The sequence below is a fragment of the Streptomyces sp. YIM 130001 genome (assembly GCF_003574445.1).
Classification (GTDB): domain Bacteria; phylum Actinomycetota; class Actinomycetes; order Streptomycetales; family Streptomycetaceae; genus Streptomyces.
The window spans coordinates 54117-72517 of sequence record NZ_KZ984549.1 but is presented as its reverse complement, the minus strand read 5'-3'; the positions used below and the strand labels follow the sequence as shown (position 1 = coordinate 72517).

The 18401-nt window shown below is 70.9% G+C and carries 15 protein-coding genes and 1 pseudogene; 7 read left to right on the top strand and 9 right to left on the bottom strand.

Annotation, left to right across the window (positions count from 1 at the left end):
• Window positions 1-16: 16 nt before the first annotated feature.
• Genes egtD through egtA form a run of 4 tightly spaced genes read right to left on the bottom strand, consistent with a single transcriptional unit; the run spans window position 17 to window position 4405 of the window.
• Window positions 17-976 carry an L-histidine N(alpha)-methyltransferase gene (egtD, locus tag DSC45_RS03450; RefSeq protein WP_119286981.1) on the bottom strand — a complete coding sequence of 320 codons (960 nt, stop codon included), beginning with the start codon at window positions 974-976 and terminating at the stop codon, window positions 17-19.
• The gene (egtC, locus tag DSC45_RS03445) at window positions 973-1791 is read right to left on the bottom strand and encodes an ergothioneine biosynthesis protein EgtC (protein ID WP_119286980.1); all 819 of its coding nucleotides are present in this window, start codon (window positions 1789-1791) and stop codon (window positions 973-975) included. Before egtC ends, egtD begins: the two co-directional genes overlap by 4 nt.
• The gene (gene egtB, locus DSC45_RS03440; RefSeq protein WP_119286978.1) at window positions 1791-3140 is read right to left on the bottom strand and encodes an ergothioneine biosynthesis protein EgtB; all 1350 of its coding nucleotides are present in this window, start codon (window positions 3138-3140) and stop codon (window positions 1791-1793) included. The genes egtC and egtB overlap by 1 nt, the downstream gene beginning before the upstream one ends.
• On the bottom strand, window positions 3137-4405 hold the full coding sequence (gene egtA / locus DSC45_RS03435) for an ergothioneine biosynthesis glutamate--cysteine ligase EgtA (protein ID WP_119286976.1): 1269 nt from the start codon (window positions 4403-4405) through the stop codon (window positions 3137-3139). The genes egtB and egtA overlap by 4 nt, the downstream gene beginning before the upstream one ends.
• Before the next feature lie 200 nt (window positions 4406-4605).
• Between egtA and DSC45_RS03430 the strand changes: the two genes are divergently transcribed.
• Window positions 4606-5466: a TIGR02452 family protein gene (locus DSC45_RS03430; protein ID WP_119286974.1), complete on the top strand. Its 861-nt coding sequence runs from the start codon at window positions 4606-4608 to the stop codon at window positions 5464-5466.
• Window positions 5467-5485: 19 nt separating this feature from the next.
• Here the strand turns inward: DSC45_RS03430 and DSC45_RS03425 are convergent, their stop codons facing one another.
• The 3 genes from DSC45_RS03425 to DSC45_RS03415 all read right to left on the bottom strand — a co-directional run bounded on the left by DSC45_RS03425 (window position 5486) and on the right by DSC45_RS03415 (window position 8127).
• Window positions 5486-5944: a type II toxin-antitoxin system PemK/MazF family toxin gene (locus tag DSC45_RS03425; RefSeq protein ID WP_119286973.1), complete on the bottom strand. Its 459-nt coding sequence runs from the start codon at window positions 5942-5944 to the stop codon at window positions 5486-5488.
• Window positions 5945-6112: 168 nt separating this feature from the next.
• The gene (locus DSC45_RS03420) at window positions 6113-7537 is read right to left on the bottom strand and encodes an amidase (RefSeq protein WP_119286971.1); all 1425 of its coding nucleotides are present in this window, start codon (window positions 7535-7537) and stop codon (window positions 6113-6115) included.
• Window positions 7538-7719: 182 nt separating this feature from the next.
• Window positions 7720-8127: a thioredoxin family protein gene (locus DSC45_RS03415; protein WP_119286970.1), complete on the bottom strand. Its 408-nt coding sequence runs from the start codon at window positions 8125-8127 to the stop codon at window positions 7720-7722.
• Between the two features lie 127 nt (window positions 8128-8254).
• Here DSC45_RS03415 and DSC45_RS03410 point away from each other — a divergent pair, with 127 nt between their 5' ends.
• Window positions 8255-9691 carry a dihydrolipoyl dehydrogenase family protein gene (locus DSC45_RS03410; protein WP_119286968.1) on the top strand — a complete coding sequence of 479 codons (1437 nt, stop codon included), beginning with the start codon at window positions 8255-8257 and terminating at the stop codon, window positions 9689-9691.
• 133 nt (window positions 9692-9824) lie between these two features.
• Complete coding sequence (locus tag DSC45_RS03405) at window positions 9825-11159, top strand: enolase C-terminal domain-like protein (protein ID WP_119286966.1); 1335 nt, start codon at window positions 9825-9827, stop codon at window positions 11157-11159.
• A gap of 22 nt (window positions 11160-11181) precedes the next feature.
• On the opposite strand, the pseudogene DSC45_RS03400 reads toward DSC45_RS03405, so the two are convergent.
• Window positions 11182-12200: pseudogene (locus DSC45_RS03400) on the bottom strand (aldo/keto reductase).
• Window positions 12201-12222: 22 nt separating this feature from the next.
• Window positions 12223-13125, bottom strand: coding sequence for a helix-turn-helix transcriptional regulator (locus DSC45_RS03395; RefSeq protein ID WP_240434424.1), 903 nt, complete (start codon window positions 13123-13125; stop codon window positions 12223-12225).
• A 267-nt stretch (window positions 13126-13392) separates the two neighbouring features.
• Between DSC45_RS03395 and DSC45_RS03390 the strand changes: the two genes are divergently transcribed.
• The 4 genes from DSC45_RS03390 (at window position 13393) to DSC45_RS03375 (ending at window position 18377) form a co-directional block, all read left to right on the top strand.
• Window positions 13393-14277: an aldo/keto reductase gene (locus tag DSC45_RS03390; RefSeq protein WP_119286962.1), complete on the top strand. Its 885-nt coding sequence runs from the start codon at window positions 13393-13395 to the stop codon at window positions 14275-14277.
• Window positions 14278-14351: 74 nt separating this feature from the next.
• The gene (locus DSC45_RS03385) at window positions 14352-15590 is read left to right on the top strand and encodes a PP2C family protein-serine/threonine phosphatase (protein ID WP_240434417.1); all 1239 of its coding nucleotides are present in this window, start codon (window positions 14352-14354) and stop codon (window positions 15588-15590) included.
• 562 nt (window positions 15591-16152) lie between these two features.
• Window positions 16153-16470, top strand: a complete 318-nt coding sequence (locus DSC45_RS03380) for a WhiB family transcriptional regulator (RefSeq protein ID WP_119287644.1) — start codon at window positions 16153-16155, stop codon at window positions 16468-16470.
• Between the two features lie 386 nt (window positions 16471-16856).
• Entirely contained in the window at window positions 16857-18377 is a 1521-nt protein-coding gene (locus DSC45_RS03375) for a catalase (RefSeq protein WP_119286961.1), read from the top strand.
• Window positions 18378-18401 lie beyond the last annotated feature (24 nt).

Genomic DNA, 18401 nt, shown 5'->3' with positions numbered 1-18401 from the left:
TGGCCGGACGCCCTGTTCATACGCCCGAGAGCGACAGCGCGAACCGCCCGCGCTCATCGGTCCACCAGTGCGCCGGCCGGAATCCGGCCGCGGACAGTTCCACCCGGACCCGTTCCTCCCGGAATTTGGCCGACACCTCGGTGCGCACCTCTTCTCCGGCCGCGAACTCCACGTCGAGGCCGAGCTCCTGGATGTGCACCGTGTGCGCCCGCTGTGCCCGCAGCCGCATCTCGATCCACTCCCGGTCCGGGTTCCAGCGGGCGATGTGCGTGAAGCCCTGTGGGTCGAAGTCGGCGCGGAGTTCGCGGTTGATCACCGCGAGCACGTTCTTGTTGAACTCGGCGGTCACGCCCGCCGCGTCGTCGTAGGCGGCCACCAGCTCACTCTCGGCCTTCACCAGGTCCGTGCCGAGCAGCAGCATGTCCCCGGGTTCGAGCAGATGGCGGACGGAGCGCAGGAACGAGGCCCGTTCGGTGGGCAGCAGGTTGCCGACCGTGCCGCCGAGGAAAGCCACCAGGCGTGGGCCCGGAGTGGGCGGGAGGGTGAGGCCCCGGGTGAAGTCGGCGATCAGCGCGTGCACGGTGAGTCCCGGTCGTTCCACGGCCAGGGCACGGCCCGCGTCCTCGAGGGCGCTCGCGCTGACGTCGACCGGTACGTAACTGTCCAGGCCGGGAAGGGCGTCGAGGAGGCGGCCGGTCTTTTCCGACGAGCCGGATCCGAGCTCCACCAGAGTGCGGGCGCCGCTCGCCGCGGCGATCCGGTCGGCGCGGGCGTGCAGGATCTCCCGCTCGGCTCGGGTCGGGTAGTACTCGTGCAGTTCGGTGATCTTCTCGAAGAGCGCGCTGCCGTGGGCGTCGTAGAACCACTTGGGCGGCAGGGTCTTGGGAGTTCCGGTCAAGCCGGTGCGCACATCGGCGCGCAGGGCGGCCCCGGTGGCGTCCTCGGGCAGGATGCGGGTCAGCTGGAACGGGCTCACGCGATCGGCTCCTCGGACGGATACGGCGGGAGATCGAGCGGGGGCTGCAGGCCGCCGAGCGGCACCGGAACCTCGTCGATCGGGGTCAGCAGGACTTCGGTGCGGGTCGCGGTCAGCAGGGTCCGGTCGGGGACCTGGCGCCAGGCCGGGTCGTCGTCGTACGGCTCGGAGGCCACGACGGTGCGCCGGCCCGGGCTGGCCAGGTAGGACAGCGTGTCGCCCCAGGCGGTCGCGGTGATCGTGCGGCCGTCGGTCATCAGGAGGTTGAGACGGGAGCCCGGGGCCGCCGCGGCGACCTCGGTCACCGCGCCGGCGAGCGCCGATCCGTCGCCCGCCCCGCAGCGGATCCGGTGCAGGACGAGCGCCCACACCAGCGCCGAGTCGCAGCGAGCCTCCAGGGACAGCAGATCGGCGGCCGGCAGGGCTCCGGCAGCCGCAGCGAGCGACCCCGGCCAGCCGGAGACCGCACCGTTGTGGCTGAACAGCCGGCCCCCCGCGGCGAACGGAGCGGCCGCCGCCGCGCCGTCCGCGCCCGCCTCGGTCGCGTCCCGGACCGCGGCGAGCACCGCGCCACTGCGCACCACCCGGGTCAGGTCGGCGTAGTTCGGATCGGCCCAGACCGGACCGGCCTGCCGGTAGCGGGCCGGCACCGGGTCACCGTCCACGTACCAGCCGACCCCGAAGCCGTCCGCGTTCACCGTGCCGTAGCGCTGCCTCCGGGGCTCCCACGACTGCCGCAGCAGACTGTGGTCCGGCGAGACGAGAACCTCGGCGAGCGGCAACGGCTCGCCCACGTAGGCGAGATGACGGCACATCAGCGGTCCCGGCCGACGTGCGTACCGTCCTCGCCCGGCCGTGCGTCCCGTGCGGTACGCAAGCCCGAGAAGATCTGCCGGCGCACCGGATGGTCCCAGTTGCGGAAGGTGCCGCGGCAGGCGACCTCGCCGACCGCGAACGACCCGCCGCGCAGCACCCTGTAGTCGCCACCGAAGAACACCTCGGAGTACTCCCGATAAGGGAAGGTGACGAAGCCGGGGTACGGCAGGAAGCCGCTCGACGTCCACTCCCACACATCGCCCATCAACTGGCCCACGCCCGAGGGCGAGCGGCCCGCCGGATAGCTGCCTGCCGGGGCAGGGCGCAGCCGCCGCTGCCCGAGGTTCGCATGCTCCACGCCCGGTTCCTCGTCCCCCCAGGGGTAGCGGCTCGACCGCCCGGTGGCGGGATCGTGCCGCGCAGCCTTCTCCCACTCCTCCTCGGTCGGCAGCCGCCGTCCCGCCCAGCGGGCGTACGCGTCCGCCTCGTACCAACTGACGTGCAGCACCGGCTCATCCGGCGGTACGGGCTCGGTGGCACCGAAGCGCCGCCGCAGCCACACACCGCCCTCCCGGCGCCAGAACAGCGGGGCCCGGACGCCCTGCCGCGTCACCAGGTCGAAGCCCTGCGGATCCCACCAGCGAGGATCCTCGTAGCCGCCGTCCGCCATGAACTCCTGGTACGCCGCACACGTCACCGGCGCCGTGTCCATCCAGAAGGCGGGAACCTCGCGGCGGTGCGCGGGACGCTCGTTGTCGAGAGCCCACGGCTCCGTCGAAGTTCCCATGGTGAACGGGCCGCCGGGAACCAGGACTTCGGGCGCCGAGAGGGACGCGTGCGGGGGAGTGGCCGTCTCCTCGGCGAGTGCGGCCGGGCCACGCCTCAGCTGATGGGTGATCAGCATCGTTTCGTCGTGCTGCTGTTCGTGTTGAGCGACCATGCCGAAGGCGAACGCGGAGTCCACCAGCGGGGAACCCCGCAAGGAGGAACCCTCCAGTACGTCGATCACCCGGCCCCGCACCTCACCGGCGTAGCGATGTGCCTCGGCGGGTGCGAGCAGGGGCAGGCTCGGGCGTTCGGCGCGCGGGTGCTCGAACGCGTCGTAGACCGAGTCGATCTCGGGGCGCAGCGCGTCCTGTCCGGCGACCGCGCGCAGCAGCCACTGCTCCTCCTGATTGCCGATGTGCGCGAGATCCCACACCAGGGGTGACATCAACGGCGAGTGCTGTGCGGTGAGTTCGCCGTCGTCCACGCATTCGGTGAGCAGCCGGGTACGGTCGCGTGCCGAGGTCAGGGAATCGAGCGCGCGTCGGCGCAGCGCCTCGGGGTCGGTCTGGGGCGTGGTCATGGGCGCCTCCCGTCGATTCGTTCCAGCAGATCGTCGGCCGGACAGCGGCCCCGGGCGACGTAGCGCTCTGTGAACGCACCGACCGCGTCGCGCACCGTCCTCGACGCGCCCCGCCGGGGCAGGGCCTCGGTGGCAGCGGCGAAGCACGCGGTCGCGGCGCGGTGCAGTTCCGGGTCGGCAAGGCCGTGCCGTGCCGCGTCCAGCCACAGAGGGTTGTGCGGTGCCGGCTTCGGACCGGCCCGCTCGCCGAGCGGCTCGACGATCCGGTACGCGCGCTCGGCGGCCTCGGGATCGTCGAAGAGCGCGTCGGTGACCGCCAGCGGGACCAGCCAGCCGTCGTCTCCCCCCTGGGCGTCGATCATGCGCAGTTCCAGGTGCCCGCGCGGCCGTACCGGCGGGAACAGTGTGGTCAGGTGGTAGTCGAGGTCGTCCTGGGTGGGCGGGCGCGGCAGACCGTGCCGCAGCCAGTCACGGAAGGTGAGCCGGTCCGGGATCTGCCAGGGACCGTGTTCGGTGCGCAGGCACATCACCGGCGCGTCGAGGACGTACTCCGTCCAGGCCGCACGCGGTTCCGCGCCGTACGGCGGGGCTGCCGACCTGCTGGGCTCGATCGCGGCCCACACGGCTTGCCGGGTGGAGCGCCATCCGGTCCTGCGTCCTTCGGCCATGGGCGAGTTGGCGAACGCCGCGACCAGTACGGCACCGAGGAGATGCGCCATGCGCCAGCGGCGCCCGTGACCGAGCGGACCTGGTTCCTCGTGCCCGGCGTCGACACATACCTGTACCGAGGCGGAGGAGCACATCATGGCGCGGCCGGCGGGGCCCGTCCGGTCGAAGTACGCCTCCATGGCGTCGTAGCGTGCGGCGGTCAGAGTGCGCCGAGGGGCCAGCCACGGGTCCTGGCCGATGCCGCTGAGCCCGAGCCCGAAGCCGGCGAGTGTGCTGCGGAGCAGCGCGAGATCGGCCGACACGAGGTCGACGCAGGAGGAGAGGGAGGGGGCGGGGAGCGAGCTCAGCTCGAGCTGCCCGCCGGGTTCCACGGTGAGGGGTGAGGCGAGGGGCAGTGCGCGCACCGCGGCCAGGGCCGCCTCGTGACGTTCGGGTGGGACGCGGAGTCGTGGGTCGTGCAACTCCCGTATGTGCCATTCGAGTTCGACGCCCAGGGTGTGGGGCGGCCCGGTCTTGAAACAGATGCCCTTGACCAGCGCCTCCACCTCCGCCTCGGTGACGGTGGGGGTGCGCCGGGGACAGTCGGCCTCTTGCATGGATCGGTCCTCCGGATCATTGATCGAAGGTGTGTTCGATACCTGGTGGCTCGGTGAGGATGCCTCCGGTCGGCGTGCTCAGTCAAGCCAAACTCTTCCGCCGCACGTGCACAAGAGTGCACCTGCGGCCGATGAATTGCATTGCGACAGGCGTCACCCGCAGGCAACGATGGCGTCATGAGAACGACGGGGGACGGCACATGAGCGCACGTCTGCGGGCCACCGCACAACACACCCAGGAGATCGTCGAGGCCGGTCATTACGTACTGCCCGACGGCCGGCGCGTGGACCTCGCGCAGGAGATCGCGGCCGCTGCGGACGGTACGGCACTGTTCGGCCCGGAGCCCGTGGCCGCGGGGGCCGCGGACGCGACCTCCGGCCTCGTCGCGACACGGTTCGAGACGACCGGCGAGAGCAGTATGGAGGCGGCCCGCCGTCTGACGTCCGAACCGACGGTGCCGGACCCGGTCGCCGTCCTCAACTTCGCCTCCGCACGCAATCCCGGCGGCGGCTACCTCAACGGCGCCCAGGCGCAGGAGGAAGCCCTCTGCCGAGCCTCCGCCCTGTATACGTGCCTGCTCCGCGCTCCGGACTACTACGCCCACCACCGGGCGGACCGCGACCCGTTCTACTCCGACCGCGTGATCCACTCACCCGGGGTGCCGGTGTTCCGCGACGACCGCGGCGCGCTGCTCGAAGTCCCGTACAGGGCCGGGTTCTTGACCTCGCCCGCACCCAACGCGGGTGTCATCCTGCGCCGTACGCCGGCCGAGGCGCACCGGATCGGGCAGGCGCTCGCAAGCCGTGCCGAGCGCGTCCTGGAGACGGCGACGGCCTGCGGATACCGCCGACTGGTACTGGGCGCGTGGGGGTGCGGCGTCTTCCGCAACGACCCGGCCGAGGTGGCCGGCGCGTTCCGCGCCCTGCTCGCGGACGGTGGGCGCTTCGCCGGCACCTTCACGCACGTCGTGTTCGCCGTCCTCGACCGGACACGCGACGCCACCACGCTCGGCGCCTTCACCGCAGAGTTCGCAGATCTGACCGGCGACCCGGTGCGGTGACAGGCCGGCCCGGCGAGGCTCAGCGCCAGCCGTAGCGTTCCTGGAGCCGGTGGACGACCGCGTTGAAGCGCATCCGGTCGAGCGCGCAGGCCTCCCGGCGCATCCCGCCGTCGTGCAGGCGCAGCACCCGGTCCAGGTCCACCCACGACTCACGTCCGGAGGAGTCCCAGGGGCCGGTGCCGAGTGCCACCCACTCCCGGTCGCCGTCGTGCCGCTTGCTGGAGAGCGCCACACCGAGCAGGCTGCCGGCCGCCTCGCGCGCGACGACCAGGACCGGCCGGTCCTTGCCCCGCCCGTCGTTCTCCTCGTAGGGCACCCAGGTCCACACGATCTCGCCGGGATCGGGATCGCCGTCGTGGGCGGGCGCGTACTCGGTACGGACCCGGCCCACCTCCCGGGGATCGGCCTCGACGGTGGCCGAAGGACCGTGGCGGCCGGGGGAGTCGGCACTCTGCTGAGGTTCGGTGGAGGCAGTCACGCAGAGCAGCCTAGGCCAAGGGCTTCGAGGGTACGGAGGGCGGTCATCCGTGGACGGAAGCCTCTGACGGCCACTCGTGCGTGCCGTCCCGCAGGCGCGACATCCCGGCTTGTTCCTGCCCGTCCGCACGGTCCACGTCCGCGACCGCGCATGTGCTGGGCTCCCTCGTCAGCGGGCCGCCGCTCCGGGTTCGTCCGCCGTGGCCGGCCACCGTTCGTGCCAGCGCATCTCGCTCTCCAGTTGCGCGGCCAGCGAGACCAGTAGCGGCTCGCTGCTGTCGGGGCCCAACAGCTGCGCACCCACGGGCAGTTCACCCGGCAGCACACCCGCCGGAACGCTCACCCCGGGCCAGCCGAGCACATTCCACGGCCAGGCGTACGGGCACGCCGCGATCATCGCCCGGTCGGTGGCGAACCCGCTGAGTCCGTCGAAGGCACCCACGCGCGGGGCCGCGGTGGCCGTGGTCGGCACCAGGAGCACGTCGTACCGGCGGAACAGGCTCCACACCCTGCGCCGCAACCCGTCCTCCGCCCGGCGTGCGGCCCTGAGCGGAGCCCCGGACAGAGTGCGCCCCAGCCGGGCCGCCTCCCGGGTGCGCGGGTCGAGCAGGTCCGGGTCCGGCACCCGACGGGCCCACTCCGCGATCCCGGCCGTCGCCCGGGGCACGAACCCGAGACCGACCAGCCCGTAGCGCGGATCCGCCTCCTCCACCTCGTGGCCGAGTGCGGCCATGCGCTCGGCGAGCGAGAGCACGGCCGCCCCCACCCCCGGGTCCAGATGCTTCGGGGTCGCGGTGAACGGCATGCGGAACGACACCGCCACCCGCAGCCGCCCCGGCTCCCGGGTCGCGGCGTCGGCGAGACGTACCGGGGCCGGCCGGTGCAGATCGCCCGGGTGGCTGCCGCTCGCGCAGTCGAGGAGCAGTGCCGCGTCCGCGACGGTGCGAGCCAGCGGTCCATTGACGGTGATGCCCTGGAACGCCTCCGGATCGGGCATGGACGAGATCCGGCCACGCTGCGGTTTGATCCCCACCAGATGTGTCCAGGAGGCCGGGATGCGCACCGAACCCGCACCGTCCGAGCCGAGCGCGGCAGGCACCAGGCCGGCCGCCACGGCAGCGGCCGAGCCGCCGGACGACCCCCCGGGCGTGTGAGCGGTGTTCCACGGATTGCGCGTCTCGCCGAACGCCGGACCCTCGGTGAACGGCCACTGGCCGAGCTCGCACGAGTTGGTCTTTCCGACGATCACGGCGCCGGCCTCGCGCAGGCGTCGTACCGCCTCGGCGTCCCTGCCCTTGACCGGGAACGTCCCCCCGCAGCCGAACGCGGTCGGCTCACCCGCGACGTCCATATCGTCCTTGACCGCGACCGGCACGCCGAGCAGGGGGAGTTGCTCGCCCGCAGCGAGCCGCCGGTCGGCGGCGTCGGCCTCCTCGAGCGCAGCCTCGGCGCGCACCAGTCGGAAGGCGTTCAGGGAGGGCCGGGAAGCCTCTATGCGGGCCAGAGCGCGCTCGATGGCCTCGCGTGACGTCAACTCGCCGCTCGCCAGGGCGTTCGCCGTCTCGGCAAGCCCCGCGGCTCGGTCGTCGCTCACCGGGAGCCCTCCTGTCGGTCGGCTGTTCGTCCGACCGAACGATAGCGCCGGGGGCTCGACTCGGGGCCACCACCCGCACGTGGGCGAGGTGCGGCCGCCCCGGACGCACGAGGACCCGGAACCCCCTTGGAGGGTCCGGGTCCTCGAAGGCCGGCCGCACCCGAAGGCGCAGCCGGCCCGGATCACTCGCCGGCGGGCGGAGCCGGCTGTCCTGCCTGGTCGCCCTGGTTGGCCTGCTCCTCGGCGATGGCCTTGCGCACGTCCTCCATGTTCACGTCACGTGCCTGGCCGATCACGTCCTCGAGAGCCGACTCCGGAAGCGCACCGGGCTGGGCGAAGATCGCCACCTTGTCCCGGATGATCGCCAGCGTCGGGATCGACTGGATGCCGAAGGCCTGCGCCAGCTCGGGCTGTGCCTCGGTGTCGACCTTGCCGAAGACCAGGTCCGGGTGACGCTCGGAAGCGCCCTCGTAGACCGGGCCGAACTGCCGGCAGGGACCGCACCACTCCGCCCAGAAGTCGATGAGCACAAATTCGTTCTCCGACACGATCTCGTCGAAGTTGTCCTTGGTGAGTTCCTGGGTGCTCACTGATCTACCTCTCCAGGCGGCTGCGTCGTACTGACCCGCACAACGGCGCGGGACCGTGCCCTATTCCGGGCCACTGTTCCGGATGCCCCTGTGGCCGCGGCGCACACATACGGGAACACTGGGATTCATGGGACAGGGACATGCAGCCACCAGCGAGTACGACGTCGTCGTCCTGGGCGCCGGCCCAGTGGGGGAGAACGTGGCGGACCGGGCCCGCGCGGCGGGCCTCAGTGCCGCGATCGTCGAGAGCGAACTGATCGGGGGTGAGTGCTCCTACTGGGCGTGCATGCCGAGCAAGGCGCTGCTGCGCCCCGTCATCGCGCGGGCCGACGCCCGCCGGGTGCCGGGCCTGCGCCAGTCGGTGCAGGGCCCTCTCGACGCCACGGCCGTACTCGCCCATCGCGACTACTACACCAACAACTGGAAGGACGACGGCCAGGCCGAATGGCTCGATTCCATCGGCGTCAAGGTCCTGCGCGGCCACGGTCGTCTCGACGGACCGAAACGCGTCGTCGTGACCAGCCCCGAGGGGGAGCGGCACGTCCTGGAGGCGCGGCATGCCGTGGCGGTGTGCACCGGCAGCCGTGCGGTGCTGCCCGATCTGCCCGGGCTCGCCGGGGCCCGCGCCTGGACCAGCCGCGAAGCCACCAGCGCGGACCACGTGCCGGGGCGGCTCGCGGTGGTCGGCGGGGGAGTTGTCGGCACCGAGATGGCCGCCGCCTGGCAAGGGCTCGGCTCCCAGGTCACGCTCCTGGCCCGTACGGACAGGCTGCTGCCGCGCATGGAACCCTTCGCCGGCGAGCTCGTCGCCGAGGGGCTGCGCGAGGCCGGGGCGGACGTGCGTACCGGCACCGATGTGACCTCGGTGGTCCGCAGCGGGGACACCGTCACCCTGACCCTCGGTGACGGCTCGCTCGTGGAGGCGGACGAGGTGCTCATGGCCACCGGCCGCGCCCCGCGCACGGACGGCCTCGGACTGGAGTCCGTCGGCCTCGAGGACGGCTCCTGGCTCACCACGGACGACAGCTGCCGAGTGGAGGGCACCGGCTGGCTGTACGCGGTCGGCGACGTCAACCACCGGGCTCTGCTCACCCACCAGGGCAAGTACCAGGCGGGGATCGCCGGTGCCGCCATCGCGGCCAGGGCGGGCGGGGTTCCCCTCCTCGAGACGGACCCCTGGGGTGCGCACGCGGCGACCGCCGACCACCGTGCCGTACCGCAAGTGGTGTTCACCGACCCGGAAGCGGCCGCCGTCGGCCCGACGCTCGCCGAGGCCGAGGAGTCCGGCCGCCGGGTGCGCGCCGTCGACTATGACATGGGCGCGGTCGCGGGCGCGGGCCTGTACGCCCACGGCTACCGCGGGCAGGCCCGCATGCTGGTGGACCTCGACACGGAGACCGTCATCGGCGTCACCTTCGTCGGCCCCGGGGCCGGTGAACTGCTCCACGCGGCCACCATCGCGGTGACCGCCGAGGTGCCGATCGAGCGCCTCTGGCACGCGGTCCCCGCCTACCCGACGATCAGCGAGATCTGGCTGCGGCTGCTGGAGACCTACCGGGGCTGACTACCCCGCGCAGTGGTGACCGAGCCGCTCGGGGAGCGGGCCCATTGACGCCCCGAGCGGCTCGTCCTAGCCTCAGCTCGTCTTCATACGCAACTGACGTCCACATATGAGAATCACGGGGGCTGGGGATCCGATGGGCAGCGGACAACCGACCGTCGCGGCGTACGCGGTGTTTCCCGTAGCAGGCCGGGACAGCATGGAGCTGAACCTGTCCGGGGCCCACGGCCCCTACTTCACTCGTAACGTGCTCGTCCTCACGGACTCCGAGGGGCGCACCGGACTCGGCGAGGTACCCGGAGGCGAGGCCATCACCCGCACCCTTGAGGATGCTCAAGCTCTGGTCCTGGGCGCGGAGTTGGGCACCTACAAGGCAGTCCTGCGAGCCGTCCGCGACCGCTTCGCCGACCGTGACCGGTCAGGGCGCGGCAGTCAGACCTTCGACCTGCGGACCACCGTCCACGCCGTCACCGCGATCGAGTCCGCCCTGCTCGACCTCCTCGGCCAGCACCTGGACGTACCCGTCGCCGCTCTCCTCGGCGACGGCCAACAGCGCGACTCCGTACGCATGTTGGGCTACCTCTTCTATGTCGGCGACCCCGACCGCACGGACCTGGACTACGTCCGTGAACCCGACGCCGACACGGACTGGTACCGCGTCCGGCACGAGGAAGCCCTTACCCCCGAGGCCGTCGTACGCCAGGCCGAGGCCGCCCACGACCTGTACGGATTCCGGGATTTCAAGCTCAAGGGCGGAGTCCTGGACGGCACCGCGGAGGTCACCGCGGTGCGTGCCCTCAAGCGACGTTTCCCCGAGGCCCGCGTCACCCTCGACCCGAACGGCGCCTGGTCGCTGCGCGAGGCCGTCGAGTTGTGCCGCCCGCTCGTCGACACCCTCGCCTACGCGGAGGACCCCTGCGGGGCAGAGGACGGCTACTCGGGACGCGAGATCCTCGCCGAGTTCCGCCGCGCCACCGGCCTGCCCACCGCGACCAACATGATCGCCACCGACTGGCGCCAGCTGACCCACGCACTGGCCCTGCAGTCCGTCTCCATCCCGCTCGCCGACCCGCACTTCTGGACCATGCAGGGCTCGGTACGAGTCGCCCAGCTCTGCCACGCGGTGGGACTCACCTGGGGCTGCCACTCCAACAACCACTTCGACATCTCCCTCGCGATGATCACGCACTGCGGCGCCGCGGCGCCCGGCGAGTACAACGCCCTCGACACCCACTGGATCTGGCAGGAAGGCCTGGAGCGCCTCACCGTCACCCCGCCACGCATCACCGGCGGCGAGATCGCCGTCCCCTCCGCACCCGGACTCGGTGTACGACTGGACCCGGATCGCCTGCACGCGGCCCACGCGCTGTACCGCGAGAAGGCACTCGGCGCACGCGACGACGCCATCGCCATGAACTACCTGGTCCCCGGCTGGGAGTTCAACGCCAAGCGGCCGTGCCTGGTGCGGTAGGGCCTCGCCCTCGCGGATCACGTCAGCGACGCCGCTGAGCCGGGCTCAGTTCGAAGTCGCCGTAGCTGTTGTCGACCGGGTTGACCGTGAGGCCGGGTGGGACGATCTCGTCGACGGCGTCCAGTACGTCCGGCGAGAGCGTGACGTCCGCGGCGGGCAGGAACGCCTCCAGTTGGCCATGGTGCGCGGGTCGATGATTGCCGAGGTGACGCCGGGGTGGTTCACGACGAAGGCGACGGCGAGCTCGATCAGGGTGAGGCCGTTCTGCTCGGCGAGGACGGCGAGCTGCTCGACGGCGTCGAGCTTGCGCTGGTTGGCCGGGGAGCGCATGTCGAAGCGTGCCTGCGGACGGGCCGAGGAAGCCGGGCCCGCGGTGGCGTCCTTGCGGTAGCGGCCGGAGAGCCAGCCGCCGCACAGGGGGCTATAGGTGAGCGTGCCCAGGCCGTGGCGACGCGTCGCGGGCAACACGTCCTCCTCGATCCCGCGGACCAGAATCGAGTACGGCGGCTGCTCGGTGACGAACCGCTCCAGGTTCCGCTCCCGCGAAGTCCACTGGGCATCGACGATCTGGGAGCCGGAGTAGGAGGAGGAGCCGATATAGCGGATCTTGCCCTGATGCACGAGGTCGGAGAGGGCGCCGAGGGTCTCGGAGACGTCGGTGTCCGGGCTCGGGCGGTGGACCTGGTAGAGGTCGATGTGGTCGGTGCCCAGGCGCCGCAGGGAGTTCTCGACCTCTCGGAAGATCCAACGCCGTGACCCGCCACGCTGGTTGGGATCGTCCTTGTCCATCGGCATGAAGAACTTGGTCGCCAGGAACACGTCGTCGCGGCGGCCCGCGAGGGCCTTGCCGACCATCTCCTCCGAGACACCGGCGGAGTACACGTCTGCGGTGTCGACGAAATTCACGCCCGCGTCGAGGGCGCGGTGGATGACCCGGATCGAGTCGGCTTCGTCCTCGTTGCCCCAGGGGCCGAACATCATCGCGCCCAGGCAGAGCGGGCTGACCTGGACGCCGGTGCGGCCGAGCGGTCGGTACTGCATCAGGTGGTTCTCCTTGGAAGGGTCACTGGTTCCCGGAGGGAACGGTCTTGCCGGTGCGTTCCCAACTGGCGAGGAGGCCGAGTGCCGCCTGTTCCCGGGAGTCCGGCTCGGGCGTGTAGAAGTTCAGGCGCAGGCCCGGATCGGCCGGCAGCTCCATCGCCTCGTAGGGCAGGGCGAGATCGCCAACCAGTGGGTGGTGCAGGTTCTTCAGGCCGGAGCGGTGGAACTTCACGTCGTGGCGGGCCCACCGGCGCGCGAAGTCGTCGCTCTTCGCGGTCAGTTCGCCGATCAGATCGGTCAGTGCCTTGTCGTTGGGCGCCCGGCCCGTCTCGGTGCGCAGGAACCCGACCGCGTCGTCGGCGCCCCGGTCCCAGTCCGACCAGAACTCCCGGCTCGCCGGGTCGAGGAACATGAAGCGGGCGCTGTTGACCGGACCGCGCCGCACGAACAGCGGTGAGTCGAAGACCGGTGCGTACAGGGCCCGGCCCAGCGCGTTCGCGGCCACGATGTCGAAGCGAGCGTTGCGTACGTAGGCCGGCACGTCGGTCATGGAGTCGAGCAGGCGCAGCATGGTGGGCCGCACCCGCGACGCCGTGACGGTCGGACGCCGGCCCGCCGGGGCGGCCGCGCGGGCGAGGTCGTAGAGGTGGGTGCGTTCGGCCTCGTCCAGTTGCAGCGCGTGCGCGAGGGACTCCAGTACGGAGTCCGATGCGCCGCCGAGGTTCCCGCGTTCGAGCCGTACGTAGTAATCAACGCTCATGCCCGCGAGGAGAGCGACTTCCTCACGGCGGAGCCCGGCCACGCGCCGGTTCCCTCCGTAGACCGGCAGTCCGGCCTGTTCCGGCGTGATCCGTGCCCGGCGAGTACTCAGGAACTCCCGGACCTCGGCGGTCGGCGTCTTCCTGCTGCGGTCGGCCGTACTCACGGCCCGCGGGCTTCGGTGACGGGGGCGACGAGGCGGGCGGGCATACGGCAACTCCTCTGGCTCGATGTGCATCCTGTGCCGGTGCCTTCACGGTAGATCCGGCGGTGAGCGCCCGCGAGGTACTGCCATTACCTGGAAGAGCAGTGACTCCCACCTGCGCGCCGATCCGCGGTTTCCTGGACGGCGGGCGCTACCTGTGGTCGTGACCGTCCCGACCCGCAGCGTGCCCCCCGCACGCAAGCGCCACCCGCAACGAAAGGCTCAGCGATGCAGACGATCACCCTCAACAACGGTGTAGAGATGCCCGCCCTCGGACTCGGCGTCTTCCAGACCCCGCCGGACGAGACCCGTGCCGCCGTCGAGGACGCGCTCGACCTGGGCTACCGGCACATCGACACGGCCGCCGCCTACGGCAACGAGCGCGAGGTCGGCCAGGCCCTGCGGGACTCCGGCGTGCCCCGGGAGGAGATCTTCGTCGAGACGAAGATCTGGATCAGCGACTACGGCTACGACGAGACCCTGCACGGTTTCGACAAGGGCGCCGCCAAACTCGGGCTCGACCGGATCGACCTGCTCATCCTGCACCAGGCGCTGCCGTCGGACTTCGACAGGACCGTGGCGGCCTACCGTGCTCTGGAGAAGCTCCTCGCCGACGGCAAGGTCCGGGCCATCGGCGTCAGCAACTTCATGGTCGACCACCTGACCGCACTGCTCGACGCCACCACGGTCGTCCCGGCCGTCAACCAGCTGGAGATCCACCCGTACTTCCAGCAGCGCACCGTCCTCGAATTCGACGACCGCAACGGCATCCTCAACCAGGCCTGGTCCCCGATCGGCGGGATCACCTTCTACCCGGGATACGGCGAGGACCGCCGCAGCGTCCTCGAGGACGACGTCGTCACCGGTATCGCCGAGGCGCACGGCAAGTCCCCGGCCCAGGTGCTGCTTCGCTGGGGCCTCCAGCAGGGCCGCTCCGTGATCCCGAAGTCGACCAAGCGCCACCGGATCGCCGAGAACATCGACGTCTTCGACTTCGACCTCACGGCCGGCGAGCTGAAGGCGATCGACGGCCTGGAGACCGGCCGACGCGGCGGCCCGGAGCCGGAGTCCATGAATCTGGCAGACCACGGCCGGCCCATCCCCGAAGCCTGAGCCCGGCCGGTCTCCGATTGACGCTTGCCGTGCGGGTACCCAAGCTGAGACGCAGGCGAGGAAGAGAGCGAAGCGTGAGCGGTGGGCACAGCAGGCTCGCCCGACTGCTCACGGCAGCGGAGACGGCGGCGCCGGTGGAGGCCGTCGATGTGGTGGCGGAGCATCTGCGTCGACGGTTCGACGCCACGAAGGTCTCCTTCCTCATCGTGGACCTGACCGGACAGGCGGTGGCGCGGCTGTCCACCGCCGGCCTGGTCGAGGGCGGGCCGGAAGCGGAGCGGACGCCCTTGTTCGGCAGCGTCTACGAGCAGGTGATCCGCACCCAGCAGTTGCATCAGGAGACGGCGGGCGAGGAGCAGCGGGTGATCGTTCCGGTCACCAACCGCGGAGACGCCATCGGGTTGCTGGAATTGCTCCTGCCCAGCGATCTCGGCGAGGGCGTACTCGCCGAGATCGGGGAAGCCGCCCACCTCCTGGCTTACATCGTGATCGCCAACGGGCGGTTCACGGACTTCTACACCTGGGGCAAACGCTCCAGGCCCCCTTCCTTGGCCGCGGAGATCCAGTACCAGCTGCTGCCCATGTCACTGTCGTGCGAAGCCGCACAATTCACGCTGTGCGGGAACCTGGAGCCCTCCGAGAACCTCAGCGGCGACACCTTCGACTACGCCTTGGAGCGCGACGTCCTGCACCTGTCGGTGACCGACCCCATGGGGCACGACATCGACGCTGCCCTTGCCGCGACCGTCCTGGTGGGCGCTCTGCGCGGCGCCCGCCGGGCGGGAGCGGGGCTGGCCGAGCAAGCGCGACTGGCCGATCGGGCTCTGGTCGACCACGGTCGCGGTCACGCCACCGGGCAGCTGCTGCGCGTCAACCTTCGTACCGGGCAGGTCCAGTTCGTCAACGCAGGCCACCCCTGGCCGCTGCGTTTGCGCGAGGGCACGGTGGAAGTGGTCACGTGCGAGGTGGACCAGCCCTTCGGGCTGTCCGAGCTCGCGCCCCAGCCCTACCGTGTCCAGTCCCTGGATCTGCGCCCCGGCGACCGTCTGCTCATGTTCACCGACGGCATGATCGAACGGCACGCAGCGAATGTGCAGTTGCCCGCACTGCTGGAGCGAACTCGTGGCCTGCACCCGCGGGAGACGGCACTGGCCCTGACGTCCGCCGTCCTGGAGGCGGCCGGCGGACGCCTCCAGGACGATGCCACCGTGATGTGCCTGGACTGGCACGGCCCGCAGGAGACCCAGCGGCACGTGAGCTCCGGGGCGGACACCTCGCAGGCTTCATCCGCGCGCGGGAAGCCGAGGGCGTGACAGGGCGGGCCACCGCCGGCACAACGGATACCAGCCATCAGCGACTCCCGCATACGGATGCTTCGACATCCCGCTGGCCACGGAGAGCGACGCCACCGCGGCGCGCGGGCGTAGGGGGCTACGGGGCGAGACGGGACGCCGGATCATCTGTGCGCTTCACGTCGGGCCGTCGGCAACTCCTGCAGCTCACCTATGATCCTGCCCGGACGGCCCTTGTCGGTCGGGGCCTTCGGACCGCGCAGTGCATCGGTCGGACCCGAGTCGGAGGAGAAGATCGAGATGGCGCCCTCGCCGTGCAGTACGGGGTGGCGCGGGTCGTCTCCCAGCGCCGTCAGAGCGGATCGAGCGCGTATCGGACACAGCGGCCGTGCCGCCCGCTCGGTGGCTTGAAGTAGCCGACAGGAGCCGGGTGTTGTAGGGGCGGCGGGACGGTAACTCCCAGCTGAAGCTGTGGGGATGGGGTGCATGGCCTGGACCTGTGCCGTAGATTCACCCGCCAACTAGGGTCTCCAGCAGGGGAACTGGCACAGCAGGGGAACTGGAAGCGAGGGGGCGGATGATGGTGGACAGCCACACCACGTGGGCCGAGCGTGCGGCATGCCGCACGACGAGCCCCGACGAGCTGTTCGTGGAAGGCGCGGCACAGACCGGCGCGAAACGGATCTGCGCCCCGTGCCCGGTGCGGACCGAGTGCCTGGCGCATGCTCTGGACGAGCGCATCGAGCACGGCGTCTGGGGAGGCATGACCGAACGTGAACGGCGTGCATTGCTCAAGCGCCGTCCTACGGTCACCTCCTGGCAGGGCCTCCTGCTGGCAGCACGCGAAGCGCACACACAACTGCCGCAGGCGGCGGAGGACCGGGACGTGAAGGTCTGCTGACTGCGGCGGGGTGCCGGGTATGCGGTGCAGCACCGCCGACAGGCCCCGCACCGGGCCGGGTACGTGCCGGTCCGGTCCTGCCGACATCACGATCTGCAAGAACGTGCAACTCGTGCCGAAGTCGGCTCTGCTCCGTCCACCGTGACGGCCGGCCGTGCCGACGGGCTTCGAACTGTCCCGTGCCCAATCGGCGAGGGGATCCTCCGCCCCTTGCCCACTGCCGCCGACGGACCATCGGCGGCAGGACCCGACCCTCGTCGTCGAAGAGCGGCGGTTGCCCGGGTTTGGCACGATCCTGATTGGGCTACTCGCGCATCGCGGCGATTCCGTCCGGCCTCGCGGCCTGTCGGCGTCGCAGCCCATACCGCCCGACGGAGGACAGATCGATGACAGTCTCACGCGAGCCGACCACCACGGATTCCGGCGCCCCGGTGGAGAGCGACGAGCATTCGCTCACCGTCGGCCCGGGAGGCCCGATCCTGCTGCAGGACGCCTACCTGATCGAGCAGATGGCGCAGTTCAACCGGGAACGGATCCCCGAGCGGCAGCCCCACGCGAAGGGAAGCGGTGCCTTCGGGCACTTCGAGGTGACCCACGACGTCAGCGCGTACACGAAGGCGGCCCTGTTCCAGCCCGGGACCACGACCGATCTGGTCATCCGCTTCTCCACCGTCGCGGGGGAGCGCGGAAGCCCGGACACCTGGCGTGACCCCCGCGGATTCGCTGTGAAGTTCTACACCAGCGAAGGCAACTACGACATGGTGGGCAACAACACCCCTGTCTTCTTCATCAAGGACCCGATGAAGTTCCAGCACTTCATCCGGTCCCAGAAGCGACGCGCGGACAACAATCTCCGCGACCACGACATGCAGTGGGACTTCTGGACCCTGTCGCCGGAGTCGGCCCACCAGGTCACGTGGCTGATGGGCGACCGCGGTATCCCCCGCACGTGGCGCCACATGAACGGCTACACCTCCCACACGTACCTGTGGATCAACGCGCAGGGCGAGCGCTTCTGGGTGAAGTACCACTTCAAGACCGACCAGGGCATCGAGTACTTCACCCAGCACGAGGCCGACCAGATGGCCTCGGCCGACACGGATTACCACACGCGTGATCTGTTCGAGCACATCCGCGACGGCGAGTATCCGAGCTGGACGCTGCACGTGCAGGTCATGCCGTACGCGGACGCGGCGGACTACCGGTTCAATCCGTTCGACCTGACCAAGGTGTGGCCGCACAGCGACTACCCGCTGATCGAGGTCGGCCGCATGACGCTGGACCGCAACCCCACCGACAACCACGCCGAGATCGAGCAGGCGGCGTTCCAGCCGAACAACCTCGTCCCCGGTATCGGCCCGAGCCCGGACCGGATGCTGCTGGCCCGCCTGTTCTCGTACGCGGACGCGCACCGGCACCGGATCGGCGGCAACTACCAGCAGCTGCCCGTGAACGCCCCCGTCGCCCCGGTACACACGTACTCGAAGGACGGGGCGATGGCGTACCGCAAGACCAGCGACCCCGTCTACGCCCCGAACTCCAAGGGCGGCCCCGCGGCCGACACCGAGCGCTACGGCAGCCCGCCCAGCTGGTACGCCGACGGGGAGATCACGCGGGCCGCCTACGTCTCGCACGCCGAGGACGACGACTGGGGCCAGCCGGGCACCATGGTGCGCGAGGTGTTCGACGACGAGGCCCGTGACCGACTGGTGGACAACGTCGTGGGCCACCTCCTGAACGGCGTCACCGAACCCGTCCTGCGCCGGGCCTTCGAGTACTGGTCCAACATCGACAAGTCGATCGGCGAACGCATCGAGCAGGGCGTGCGCGCCAAGGCGGACGAGAAGGATCCCAAGGCCGCGGAACAGGGCAACAAGGCGCGGCGCGACATGCAGTCAAAGGCCTGACAGGCCCGGCGCGCTCCACCGACC